13 protein-coding genes are annotated in these 12,405 nt (G+C 62.6%); 1 reads left to right on the forward strand and 12 read right to left on the reverse strand.

From position 1 onward, the window contains the following. Window positions 1-29: 29 nt before the first annotated feature. Together ACN9MW_RS23050 and ACN9MW_RS23055 are read right to left on the reverse strand one after the other, a co-directional pair. On the reverse strand, window positions 30-626 hold the full coding sequence (locus ACN9MW_RS23050; RefSeq protein WP_057259514.1) for a MarC family protein: 597 nt from the start codon (window positions 624-626) through the stop codon (window positions 30-32). Further along, window positions 623-1,618 (reverse strand): hypothetical protein, encoded by a 996-nt coding sequence (locus ACN9MW_RS23055; protein WP_426163067.1) that lies wholly within the window; start codon window positions 1,616-1,618, stop codon window positions 623-625. The genes ACN9MW_RS23050 and ACN9MW_RS23055 overlap by 4 nt, the downstream gene beginning before the upstream one ends. Window positions 1,619-1,769: 151 nt before the next feature. Between ACN9MW_RS23055 and ACN9MW_RS23060 the strand changes: the two genes are divergently transcribed. Further along, entirely contained in the window at window positions 1,770-2,210 is a 441-nt protein-coding gene (locus ACN9MW_RS23060; protein WP_426163070.1) for an FKBP-type peptidyl-prolyl cis-trans isomerase, read from the forward strand. A gap of 55 nt (window positions 2,211-2,265) precedes the next feature. Here the strand turns inward: ACN9MW_RS23060 and ACN9MW_RS23065 are convergent, their stop codons facing one another. The 10 genes from ACN9MW_RS23065 to ACN9MW_RS23110 all read right to left on the reverse strand — a co-directional run bounded on the left by ACN9MW_RS23065 (window position 2,266) and on the right by ACN9MW_RS23110 (window position 12,402). Continuing rightward, window positions 2,266-2,811: a phosphoribosyltransferase gene (locus tag ACN9MW_RS23065; RefSeq protein ID WP_426163072.1), complete on the reverse strand. Its 546-nt coding sequence runs from the start codon at window positions 2,809-2,811 to the stop codon at window positions 2,266-2,268. 104 nt (window positions 2,812-2,915) lie between these two features. After that, window positions 2,916-4,226: an adenylosuccinate synthase gene (locus tag ACN9MW_RS23070; RefSeq protein WP_426163074.1), complete on the reverse strand. Its 1,311-nt coding sequence runs from the start codon at window positions 4,224-4,226 to the stop codon at window positions 2,916-2,918. Window positions 4,227-4,231: 5 nt separating this feature from the next. After that, a complete protein-coding gene (locus ACN9MW_RS23075) occupies window positions 4,232-5,392 on the reverse strand; it encodes an ATP phosphoribosyltransferase regulatory subunit (RefSeq protein WP_426163076.1) in 1,161 nt (386 codons plus the stop codon). Window positions 5,393-5,538: 146 nt separating this feature from the next. Then, on the reverse strand, window positions 5,539-6,414 hold the full coding sequence (gene hflC, locus ACN9MW_RS23080) for a protease modulator HflC (RefSeq protein WP_426163078.1): 876 nt from the start codon (window positions 6,412-6,414) through the stop codon (window positions 5,539-5,541). After that, complete coding sequence (gene hflK, locus ACN9MW_RS23085; RefSeq protein ID WP_426163080.1) at window positions 6,414-7,646, reverse strand: FtsH protease activity modulator HflK; 1,233 nt, start codon at window positions 7,644-7,646, stop codon at window positions 6,414-6,416. The genes hflC and hflK overlap by 1 nt, the downstream gene beginning before the upstream one ends. Before the next feature lie 9 nt (window positions 7,647-7,655). Continuing rightward, window positions 7,656-8,801 (reverse strand): GTPase HflX, encoded by a 1,146-nt coding sequence (gene hflX, locus ACN9MW_RS23090; protein WP_426163083.1) that lies wholly within the window; start codon window positions 8,799-8,801, stop codon window positions 7,656-7,658. Between the two features lie 10 nt (window positions 8,802-8,811). Then, complete coding sequence (gene hfq / locus ACN9MW_RS23095) at window positions 8,812-9,057, reverse strand: RNA chaperone Hfq (protein WP_055931606.1); 246 nt, start codon at window positions 9,055-9,057, stop codon at window positions 8,812-8,814. Window positions 9,058-9,247: 190 nt separating this feature from the next. Next, window positions 9,248-10,594, reverse strand: coding sequence for a ribosome biogenesis GTPase Der (gene der / locus ACN9MW_RS23100; RefSeq protein WP_426163087.1), 1,347 nt, complete (start codon window positions 10,592-10,594; stop codon window positions 9,248-9,250). Window positions 10,595-10,601: 7 nt separating this feature from the next. Further along, a complete protein-coding gene (bamB, locus tag ACN9MW_RS23105; RefSeq protein ID WP_426163090.1) occupies window positions 10,602-11,750 on the reverse strand; it encodes an outer membrane protein assembly factor BamB in 1,149 nt (382 codons plus the stop codon). Window positions 11,751-11,754: 4 nt separating this feature from the next. Continuing rightward, entirely contained in the window at window positions 11,755-12,402 is a 648-nt protein-coding gene (locus ACN9MW_RS23110) for a YfgM family protein (RefSeq protein WP_426163092.1), read from the reverse strand. Window positions 12,403-12,405: the final 3 nt, after the last annotated feature.

Genomic DNA, 12,405 nt, shown 5'->3' on the forward strand with positions numbered 1-12,405 from the left:
ACAGAAAATCACGAGGCGTTACCGCCACTTTAAAGCGTCTTGACGAACTCGCGCACGCCGCCCAGCAGCATCTCGATCGACATCGCCGCGAGGATCAGCCCCATCAGGCGCTCGAAGGCCGTCATCACCTGCGAGCCTAGGGCCTTTTGCAAGCGCTCGGCGCCGAGGAACACCACCAGCCACACCACCACCACGGCCGCCAGCGCGGCCACGTGCATCAGTACTTCGCCGGTGCTCTCGCGCGAGAACAGCAACACGGTCGCCAGCGCGGATGGGCCGGCCAGCGCGGGGATCGCCAGCGGCACGATGAATGGCTCCCCGCCCTCCTGCTTGCCCAGCACACCGTCCGGATGCGGGAACACCATGCGGATTGCAATCAGCAGCAGGATCACGCTGCCCGCGATGCGCAGCGAGGCTTCAGACAGGCTCAGGGCCTTGAGGAAGTGGCTGCCGAAGAACATGAACACCAGCAGCACGACGAAGGCGATCAGGCATTCGCGCACCACGATTTTCGGGCGGCGCTTGGGCGGCACGGTGGCCAGCGCCGACGCAAAAATGGGAACGTTGCCGAACGGGTCGGTCACCAGCATCAGCAGGATAAAGGTCTGGAAGAAATCTTGAGTCATGAGTGCGAGTTTACACCACCGGCTTGCGTCGGCGAAGTGGCGGCGGAGGCGCCCTTGCCCAGTTTGCGGTCGCAGGCCTCGGCACTGGCCACGTCCGGCCACAGCTCGGGCATGATGCGCTCGCCAAGTTCCTGGCGCAGCCGGAGGTAAGTCTCGCGGTCATTGGCACGGCAGGCGAATGAGGCGAACTTGTTGCGGCCGCGCAGGTCTTGCGGATGCCGCTGCAGCAGGTCTTCAAAACCGCTCTTCACCATGCGCCATTCCGGCAGGCCGCGTTGCTCGCGGAACTGGATCGCATCGCTGCCATTGCCATCTTCACGCCAGTACAGGCGCGCGTACATGGCCCCGCCCTCCACTGCCTTGGTGAAGAACACGGCACGCCGGGCAAACTGGTCGAACTGCACCGCACTGCCGCCCGAACGCGGGCTGTAGGCGCGCGACATGGCGAAGTGGATCTGCAAGTCATTCGGGAAAGCCTGCACCGCGTCGAGGTATGCGCTGGCGGCACTGCGGCGCGAACCGGCGCCCTCCAACTGCAGGCTGATGTTCAGGCTATGCCACAGCGGGCAGGCATTGGCCTGCGCCTTGACGTGCTGCAGGCGCGCTGTGCCGCGCCCCAGCTGCTCCTGGTAAAACGCCATGGCCTCTTTCTGCAGGTGGCCAACGGCGCCCAAGCGCAGTTGCGAGGCGTAGGCGCGCCAATAGATCGCTTCGACCAGCGCCTGCGCCAGCGCATCGGGCGCTTGCTGGCGCCATTGCTCCAGCGCGTAGCGGTCGGCTTCCCAGGTTTGCGTGCTGCGGAAATAGCTGTCGAATTGCGCTTCGAAGCCGGCCGGGTCGGACGCGCACGACTCGCGCAGGCTGCGCTCGATGGCGTCGAATTTGCGCTCAGCCCAGTGCTTGTGCAGTGCGGCAGGTTTGGCGGCCTGGGCGCCGCCCGGCTCAGGGGGCGACACCGCCAGCATCACAGACAACAGCATCGAAGGAAACATCGACTATCCTGGCAACAGCAAAATGATGCCAAGAATTGTATAGTCATTTCCTAATGGAAATATCTTAAAATACCGATAGCTGCTGATTTTTTCGCAATTTGTGGCGAATTCAGTACACTTGCTTCTTTGCCGTTTATTTTGAAAGAAGAACATGAAGCGACTGTTTTCCGCCTGCCTTGTCGGCGCAAGCCTTACCCTGGCATTGGCCGGCTGCGAGCGCAGCAATCCACCGGCGCAATCCGAAGCCGCCGCCATTCCGTTCCAGAAGATTGATACCGTTGTCGGCACCGGCAAGGAAGCGCTTGCCGGCGCTAACGTCGTCGTCAATTACACCGGCTGGATTTACGAACCGAACTCGCCGCAGCAGCATGGCGCGCAGTTCGATTCGTCCATCGGCCGCAAGCCTTTCAGCTTCCCGCTCGGCGCCGGACAAGTGATTCCTGGCTGGGACCAAGGCGTGCAGGGAATGAAGGTGGGCGGCAAACGCACCCTGGTCGTACCTGCTTCCCTGGGCTATGGCAGCAACGGCATCGGTCCGATTCCGCCGAACTCGAACCTGATCTTCGACGTCGAGCTGCTGGAAGTACGCTGAAAAAAAAAGCGGAAGGGCTTCCACCCTTCCGCTTTTTTTTTCGAAGCCGACGCAATTACGCGCCGGTCTCGCCTTTCTTGATCCATGCCGCCAGCTGGTGCGGACGCAGGCCGTCGTAGTCTTCGAACGGCTGGTGGATCCACGGATTGTGCGGCAGTTCTTCCATCTGGTAATCAGGCTTGAACGCGGAGCAGCCTTTGGTCCAGATCACGGCCGAACGCACTTCGGTCACGCCTTCAAAGTTGTCCTTCAGGTGCTTCATCACCTTGGTCAGGGTCACGCCGGAATCAGCCAGGTCGTCCACCAGCAGGATCTTGCCGGACAGCGGACCCTTGGTCATGGTCATGTACTTGGCGATATCCAGGTCGCCGCGCACGGTGCCCGCTTCTTCGCGGTAAGAGCTGGTCGACAGGATCGCCAGCGGCACGTCGAAGATGCGCGAGAACACGTCGCCAGGACGCACGCCGCCGCGCGCCAGGCACAGCACCATGTCGAACTTCCAGCCCGATTCATGGACCTTCAGCGCCAGGCGCTCGATCAGGCGGTGATACTCGTCCCAGGAGACCCACAGGTGCTTTTGGTCGGATTGCGGAGTGCTCATTATTGCTTTTCCTTCTCTCTGAAATTGGAAAGGCGGGTCATTGACCCGCCCTACTGTCCGGCGCTGGCCGGTACGGGCGGGCTTGTGGCCCGCCTTGCAATGCGTTACTCGAACGGGTGGCGCAGAACGATGGTCTCTTCGCGGTCAGGGCCGGTGGAAACCATATCGATCGGCACGCCGACCACTTCTTCAATGCGCTTGATGTAAGCACGGGCAGCGGCAGGCAGCGCGTCCATCGACTTGGCGCCGACGGTGCTTTCCTTCCAGCCTGGCATTTCTTCGTAGATCGGCTGGCACAGCGCAGCGTCTTCGGCGCCGACCGGGAAGATGTCGACCTGCTTGCCGTTGATGGTGTAGCCGGTGCAGATCTTCAGGGTTTCCAGGCCGTCCAGCACGTCCAGCTTGGTCAGGCACATGCCCGACACGCCGTTGATCTGCACCGAACGGCGCAGCAGCGCTGCGTCGAACCAGCCGCAACGACGGGCACGGCCGGTCACGGTGCCGAACTCGTGGCCCACGGAGGACAGGTGGTGGCCGACGCCTGCATCGGTCGGCAGTTCGGATGGGAACGGGCCGGAACCAACGCGGGTGGTGTAGGCCTTGGTGATGCCCAGGATGTAGTGCAGCATGCCAGGACCGACGCCGGCGCCGGCAGCAGCGTTACCCGCCACGCAGTTCGACGAGGTGACGAACGGATAGGTGCCGTGGTCGACGTCCAGCAGCGAGCCTTGCGCGCCTTCGAACAGCAGCGAGCCGCCGGCCTTGTGGGTTGCGTACAGGGCGGACGACACGTCAGTCACCATCGGGCGCAGGCGCGGCACGTAGGCCAGCGCATCGTCCAGGGTCTTCTGGTAATCGATCTTCGGCGCCTTGAGGTAGTTTTCCAGGACGTAGTTGTGGTAGTCCAGGTTCTCTTTCAGCTTCTCTGCAAAGCGCTCGGCGTTCAGCAGGTCGGCCACGCGGATGGCGCGGCGGGCGACCTTGTCTTCGTATGCAGGGCCGATGCCCTTGCCGGTGGTGCCGATCTTGGCGGCGCCGCGGGCGGCTTCACGCGCTGCGTCCAGCGCCGTGTGGTAAGGCAGGATGACCGGGCAAGCCTCGGAGATCTTCAGGCGGGAAGCCACTTCCACGCCGGCTGCTTCCAGCTTGTCGATTTCGCGCAGCACGTCAGGCACGGACAGCACCACACCGTTGCCGATGTAGCAGGCCACGCCTGGGCGCATGATGCCCGAAGGGATGAGCTGCAGGGCGGTCTTGACGCCGCCGATCACGAGGGTGTGGCCCGCGTTGTGGCCGCCCTGGAAGCGCACCACGCCCTGGGCGTGTTCAGTCAGCCAGTCGACGATCTTGCCTTTGCCTTCATCGCCCCACTGGGTGCCGATAACAACAACGTTCTTTGCAGTTTTGTTTGACATCACAATTAACCTAAGTTTTTGAGAATCCAGTTACTACCACTTTCGTCGAGCACCAGCGCGCGATCGCACTCGAACTCGTCCTGTTCATCGTTATGACCCGGCAGCGACTGGATCACAACTTCGCCGGACTTGCGCAGCTCGGCGATTTTTTCTTTCAATTCCGGTGCATTGCCCCATGGCGCGCGGATCGAATGCTTGCGCTCCGCGGTCGGCAGCAGGCGCGCCAGTTCGCGCAGGTCCAGCGAGAAGCCGGTGGCCGGACGCGCGCGGCCGAATGCTTCGCCCACGTGGTCGTAGCGGCCGCCGCGTGCTACCGCATTCGGCAGGCCCGGCACGTACAGGGCGAACATGGCGCCGCTCTCATACTGGTAGCCGCGCAGGTCGGCCAGGTCGATCGCCACTTCGGCGCGGCCGATGGCCGATGCCGCCAGCGCAGCCAGTTCCGCCAGCGCATGGGTGATGCCCGGCAGTGGCGGCAGCACTTCGCGCGCGCGCTTCAGCACTTCGACGTCGCCGTACAGGTTCGGCAATGCCAGCAGTGCGGCGCGGGTCACCTCGTTGTACCTGGCGGTCTGCTGCTGCAGCCCCGGCGCATCCTTGCCGCGCAGCAGGGCCACGATGGCGTCGTAATCCCTGGTCGCGGCAGGATCCTGCGCCAGGATCGCGCGCAGCACGCCGACGTGGGTCAGGTCCAGGCGCATGTCGGTGAAACCGGCCAGCGACAGCGAGCCGAGTGCCAGTTCCTGGATTTCCGCGTCCGCTTCAAGGCCGGCATGGCCGTAGATTTCGGCGCCGATCTGGTAAGGCTCTCGCGTCGAATGCAGGCCGGACGGCCGGGTATGCAGCACGGAGCCGGCATAGCACAGGCGGGTCACGGTGGCGCGATTCAGCAGGTGGGCGTCGATGCGCGCCACCTGGGTCGTCATGTCGGCGCGCAGGCCCAGCATGCGGCCGGAGATCTGGTCCACCAGCTTGAACGTGCGCAGGTCCGTGTCGGTACCGGCGCCGGTCAGCAGGGACTCGACGTACTCCAGCATCGGCGGCATCACAAGCTCGTAGCCGTACAGCCGGAAGTTATCCAGCATCAGGCGGCGCAACTCCTCGATCTTGCGTGCTTCGGATGGCAAGACGTCGGCAATATATTCAGGCAAAAGCCAATTCGGCATGGTTGGTGCTATTGAATTAAAAACAATGCAGGCGCAACTACGCCATCCGGAAAATCGGATGACCAAACCGCGTATTTTACGCGAAATTGTTGCGGTGCAGGTAAAAAAATGGCGCCGCAGGAGCGGCGCCATAGCTGCTGAAACTGTTACTTGCCGGAGCCTGCGCTCTTGAAGTATTTGAAGAAGTCGGACTGCGGATCGACCAGCATCACGTCAGCCTTGGTCTTGAAGGAAGCACGGTAAGCTTCCAGCGAACGGTAGAACTTGTAGAACTCCGGATTGCGGCCGAATGCTTCGGCATAGATCTGGGACGCCTTGGCATCGCCCTCGCCTTTGATCTTTTCCGCTTCGCGGTAAGCCTCTGCCAGGATCACGGTACGCTGCTTGTCGGCGTCGGCGCGCACCTGCTCCGACTCGGCGGCGCCGGTGGAACGGGCTTCGTTGGCCACGCGGGAGCGCTCGGCCTTCATGCGCTCGTATACCGAGTTGTTGATCTGCTCAACGTAGTCCACGCGCTTCAGGCGCACATCGACGATTTCCACGCCGATCTGCTTGGCCTCGTCCACCACCTTGCTGCGGATCGATTCCATCACCTTGCCGCGCTGGCCGGAGATCACTTCGCGCACGGTGCGCTTGGTAATTTCGTCGTTCAGCGCCGCCTTCACGATCTGCTGCATGCGGTCGCCGGCCCTGCTTTCGTCGCCACCGAAGGAGACGAAGTACAGGCGCGGGTCAGTCACCTTCCATTTGACGAAGGCATCCACCAGGATGTTCATCTTTTCAGCGGTAATGAAGCGGTCAGCCTCTTTCGGGTCCAGGGTCTGGATGCGCTTGTCCAGGTACACCACGTTCTGGAACGGCGGCGGCAGCTTGAAGTGCAGGCCAGGCTCGGAGATCACCTGCTTCACTTCGCCCAGCGCGAACACGATGGCGTACTTGCGCTGGTCCACCACGAACACGGTGGACGACAGCAGCATCAGGGCGATGAAGCCGGTAATCAGGATAGTTGCAAAGCGATTCATTAACGGCCCTCCCGGTCACGGGACGATTCACGCGAACGGCCATCGCGGCGGTTCGGGTCGGATGTCGGTTCCGGCGGCAGCAGCACGGCCGCTGGCGGCGGCGGCGTCACGCTGGCGGCGCGCCCCTCGGTAGCTGCCACCTGGGCGATCAGCTTGTCCAGCGGCAGGTACAGCAGGTTGCTGCCAGCCTTGGAATCGACCATCACCTTGCTGGTGTTGGAGAAGATCTGCTGCATGGTGTCCAGGTACATGCGGTCGCGCGTCACGGCCGGCGCCTTCTGGTACTCGGCCAGCACGGACTTGAAGCGGTCCGCGTTACCGGTCGCATTCTGCACCGTCATGGCGCGGTAGGCTTCGGCTTCCTGGATCAGGCGGAATGCCGCACCGCGCGCTTTCGGCACGATGTCGTTGGCATAGGCCTGGCCTTCGTTCTTCTGGCGCTCGCGGTCCTGCCCTGCTTTCACGGCGTCATCGAACGCGGCCTGCACCTGCTCCGGCGGCTGCACGCCCTGCATCGTCACGTTGGTCACTTGCGCGCCCGAGTTGTAGCGGTCCAGGATGGTCTGCATCAGTTGCTGGGTGTCGGTGGCGACCTTTTCGCGGCCTTCATACAGCACGAAGTCCATCTTGCTGCGGCCGACGATTTCGCGGATCGCCGTTTCGGCCACCTGGCCTACCGTGCCTTCCGCATCGCGATTGGCATACAGCCACTTCACCGGATCGCTTACCTTGTACTGCACGGCGAACTGGATGTCGATGATGTTCTCGTCTTCGGTCAGCATCAGCGCTTCGGAAGCCATCTTGGTCTTCGCGCTGCCGCGGTAGCCTACTTCGACCGTGCGCACCTGGGACACGTTGACGATTTCATTGCCCTGGAACGGATACGGCCAGCGCCAGTTGAAACCGGCCGGCGTGGTGTGGCTGAATTTGCCGAACGTGGTGACCACGCCGGTCTGGCCTTCCTGCACGATGAACGCGCCGGAGGCGAGCCACACCAGGGCTGCCACCGAAGCGACCGCGCCAACAGTGAAGCCGGCGCCCTTCATGTCGCCGCCGCCATTGCCGCCACCGCCCGGGTTGCTGCCGCGGTTCTTGCCGCCGCCGAACAGGCCATTCAGGCGCTGGTTGAAATCACGCCAGAGTTGATCGAGGTCCGGCGGCCCTTCGCCGGGCTTTTTGCCTTCCTGGGCAATATAGTTGCCGAGTCTTTTCTTGAGAGAGGAAAAAGGCATATTTTTCTTTTAGTGAGATCCTACTTGGGTAAAGTTGAGAATACTGTCAGACGCCAGCTCCTCCTTGGGGTTGGCCAGCGCCTCCTGCTCATCCCGTGCTGCCTCACAGATTGCATCGCGCAGCAGGTTCAGGCCTTCGCCCGTGCGTGCGCTGATGAATACGCGGGAAATCTTATCATACTCATTACGTTCGACCGCCGGCTCCAGGCCTGCCGCATCGATCTTGTTCCACACCAGGATCTGCGGAATATGGTCGGCGCCGATCTCGCGCAGCACCAGGTTGACCTGCTCGATCTGCTCCATGCGCACCGGCGACGAACCGTCGACCACGTGCAGCAGCAAATCGGCATGAATGGTCTCTTCCAGCGTGGCGCGGAAGGCGGCCACCAGCTGGTGCGGCAATTCGCGCACGAAGCCGACCGTGTCGGAGACCACCACGTTGCCGATTTCCTCGCCCATGTAGACCCGGCGAGAGGTCGTATCGAGCGTGGCGAACAGCTGGTCCGCGACGTAGACGCCGGCCTTGGTCATGGTATTGAACAGGGTCGACTTGCCGGCATTGGTATAGCCGACCAGGGACACCGAGAACGTGTGGCTGCGGCCGCGGGCGCGGCGCTGGGTCTCGTGCTGCTTGCGCAGCTTGGCCAGGCGGGCACGCAGCATCTTCACGCGTTCGCCGATCAGGCGGCGGTCGGTTTCGAGCTGGGTTTCACCGGGGCCGCGCAGGCCGATACCGCCCTTCTGGCGCTCAAGGTGGGTCCAGCCGCGCACCAGGCGCGTGGCCAGGTGCTGCAACTGGGCCAGCTCGACCTGCAGCTTGCCCTCGTGGCTTTGCGCGCGCTGCGCAAAGATGTCGAGGATCAGGCTGGTGCGGTCAAGCACCCTGACGTTCAGGCGTTTTTCCAGGTTGCGCTGCTGGGCTGGGGACAGCGCATGATTGAAGATGACGATTTCGAGCTTGTGGTCTTGCACTGCATGACCGATTTCATCGGCCTTGCCGCTACCGACGAAATACGCGGCATCCGGCGAAGACCGTTTGCCGGTAATGGTGGTGACCGGCTCTGCGCCCGCGGAGCGGGCCAGCAGCATCAACTCCTCGATACTGGCAGCAAAGTCGCCCTGACCGAAATCTACCCCGACTAAAGCTGCACGCATACGAAGTGGCTTACTCCGCTGCCTCGGAGGAGTTATCCATGTTCAGGTTGACGGCGCGGGCAGGCACCACGGTGGAAATGGCGTGCTTGTAAACCATCTGGGTCACGGTGTTACGCAGCAGGACCACGTATTGGTCGAAAGACTCGATATGACCCTGCAGCTTGATGCCGTTGACCAGGTAGATCGAGACTGGAACGTGCTCTTTACGCAGCGCGTTCAGGAATGGGTCTTGTAACAATTGCCCTTTATTGCTCATAACAGCTCCGTTTTATGTTGTTGTGTACGAATTGGAGACGCTGCGCCTGTTTTTCAAGTGCTGGGGATGCTGCTCCAAAGACACTGTACCTTGTTTTTTTAAATCTTGCAGCCGGATAAACCTTAAGGTCAGCTTATTCCGGGGTCAGGGCCGGCATTTGCTCCGCAAATGCCGGCCCTGAACTCGCTGATCAAGCCTTCTCGCGCTTGTCGAAAGGATTCTTGCCGTTGCGCAACTCAATCCGCAGCGGGGTGCCGACCAGCTTGAAACTATCGCGGAAATGCTTCTCCAGATAGCGCTTGTACGGCTCGGACACCGCATCCAGCGAATTGCCGTGGATGACGATGATCGGCGGATTCTGGCCGCCCTGGTGCGCATAGCGCATTTTCGGACGCACGCCAGCCTTGCGCTTCGGTTCCTGCTTCTCGATCGCTTCCTGCAAGGCGCGGGTCAGCTTGGGCGTCGGCAGGTCGGCCGTGGCGGCGGCATAAGCGCCGTTCACGGATTTCATCAGCGGGCCGATGCCGGTGCCGCGCAGGGCCGAGATGAAGTGGGTATTGGCGAAGGACAGGAAGTCCAGCTTGCGGTCCATGTCCATCTTCACCTGGTCGCGGTCGTCCGACTGCAAGCCGTCCCACTTGTTGACCGCCACCACCAGGGCACGGCCCGACTCCAGGATGAAGCCCGCAATGTGGGCATCCTGCTCGGAGATATCCTGCTGCGCATCGAGCATCAGGATCACCACATTGGCTTCCGAGATCGACTGCAGCGTCTTCACTACCGAGAACTTCTCGATGGCCTCGAACACCTTGCCGCGGCGGCGGATACCGGCCGTGTCGATCAGGGTGTACTGCTTGCCGTCGCGCTCGAACGGGATCTCGATCGAATCGCGGGTCGTGCCCGGCATGTCGAAGGCGATCACGCGCTCTTCGCCCACCAGGGTGTTGATCAGGGTCGACTTGCCCACGTTCGGGCGGCCTACCAGGGCGATCTTCACGCCGCGTTCCTGCGGCAGCAGTTCTTCCTCGTCGGCCGGGCGCCAGGCGAAAGCCTTGTCCAGCGCTTCGGCCACCAGGTCGTGCACGCCGTCGCCGTGGGCGCCGGAAATCGCATACGGATCGCCCAGTCCCAGCTCGTAGAAGTCCGATACGGCAGCGGTATAGCGCATGCCTTCGGCCTTGTTCACCACGAGCAGCACCGGACGGCCGGATTTGCGCAGGAAATCGGTAATCGTCTTGTCGTGCGGGGTCATGCCCTGGCGGCCATCGACCAGGAACACCACCACGTCGGCTTCGGCCACGGCCTGCTTGGTCTGCAGGGCCATCTGGAACATGATGCCTTCCTTGGCAACCGGTTCGAAACCGCCGGTATCGATGACCAGGAACGGGCGATTGCCCACGCGGCCCTCGCCATAGTGACGATCGCGCGTCAGGCCAGGGAGGTCCGCCACCAGCGCATCGCGCGAGCGGGTCAGTCGATTGAATAAGGTCGATTTCCCGACGTTCGGGCGACCAACAAGTGCAATTACCGGCTTCATATTATTTTTATTCGACCGCGATAGCGGCCACAGTCCCATTCTGGGTTTGGAAAATCACATTCGGACCCGACAACAGCGGCGCCGACTTGATGGCGCTGCCGTCGGTGCTGATCCGACCTAAAATCGTGCCGTCTTCCCGCGACAGGAAGTGCACATAACCTTCGAGGTCGCCCACGGCCACGAAACGGCCATAGGAAACCGGAGCCGACAAGCGGCGGTATGCCAGCTTCTCGTTCTTCCATGCCGATGCGCCGCCTTCGCGGGCAAAGGCCTGCACGGCGCCCTTCTCGTCCGACACGAACACGAAGCGCTGGTCCACGCCCACGCCCACGTCCGACGATGCGGGCTTGGTCCAGCGGGCCACGCCGGTATTGATGTCCAGGCAGCCCACCTTGCCCTGGTAGCTCACCGCGCACAGGTCTTGCTCGAACACGGTCGGGGTGCCGCTGATGTCGGACACGCGTTCCAGTTCAGTCGCGCCGCGCGGTTCGGACAGCGGCACTTCAAAGCGCGGCACGCCGTTTGACAGCGCCATCGCCAGGATGCGGCCAGCAGGCTGCGCCGCGTACACATTGTTGTTGGCGATCACCAGGCCTGGCATATTACGCAGCGTCAGCGGCGGCGTGACACGCTGGATGAACCAGCGCTTCTTGCCATCGGCCGCGTCATAGGCGGTGACCTTGTTATCCACGGTGCGCACGATCACCACGTCGTTGCCGACTGCCGGCGAAGAGAGGATTTCGCTCGACGCCTGGACTTTCCACAGCGCCTTGCCGCTGCCATCGAAGGCCATCAGCTGGCCTTTGACAGCGCCCACTGCCACCAGCTTGCCATCCGGGCTGACGCCGACGCCGGCGGTCAGGTCGGCGCCGGTCTTGCTGCGCCACTGCACCTTGCCGCTGGCGGCATCCAGGCGCTCGATCACGCCGTCGGCATCGGCCACGAACACGCTGTTGTCTGCCAGCGCAGGCGTGAACACGTTGACGCCCGCCTTGCCGGTGCTGTGCTTCCAGACGATGCGGGCCGGCACGCCGGACTTCAGTTCTTCCAGCTTGGCCGGCGCGAACTTGTCTTCCTTCTTGAACGGATTCAGGCTGCCGCAGCCGGCAGCCAGCGCTACGACGCCCAGCGCAATAACAGTACGGGTGGCAAGCATCGGATCAGGCCTTCACTTCCGGCACCGTGCCGCCAATGGATTCGAGCTTGAGCTGGATCAGCTGGCGGCCGGGATTGTTCTTCTCGGCCGCTTCCAGTGCTGCCTTGTAGGCAGTGCGGGCCTCTTCCATCTTGTTCTGGGCAGCCAGGATGTCGCCCTTGCGGTCCTCCACGGAAGCCTTGAACTGCGGCAGCGCTGCCACGGCCAGCGCCTTCAGCGCGGCGTCGTAGGCCTTCTCGTCCAGCAGCACGCCGGCCAGGCGGATCGACGCGATGTTCTTGTGTTCATCGTTGCCGTGCGCAACCACCCACTCCAGCTGGGCCTTGGCAGACTTCAGGTCATTGGCATCGAAGAAGGACTTGGCAGCGCTCAGTGCGCCCAGCGAAGCATAGGCGGTGCGGCCGAACTTGGTCTCGATGTCGCCCGCCACGCGCGCCACCTTGGCATTGTCCTTGGCGTTGACAGCGCTCTGCAGTTCGTCAAACAGCACGGAGGCTTGCGCCGCCTGGTTGCGCTGGTAGTAGTTCCAGCCGTTCCAGCCCGAATAGGCGGCCAGGCCTGCGATCACCACCCAGGTGGTCAGGTTGCCGTACTTTGCCCACCATGCCTTGAGGTTAGCAAGCTGTTCTTGTTCGTCGAGATCGTATGCCATGTT

This window comes from Pseudoduganella sp. R-34 (genome assembly GCF_049904655.1).
Taxonomy (GTDB): Bacteria; Pseudomonadota; Gammaproteobacteria; order Burkholderiales; family Burkholderiaceae_D; genus Rugamonas.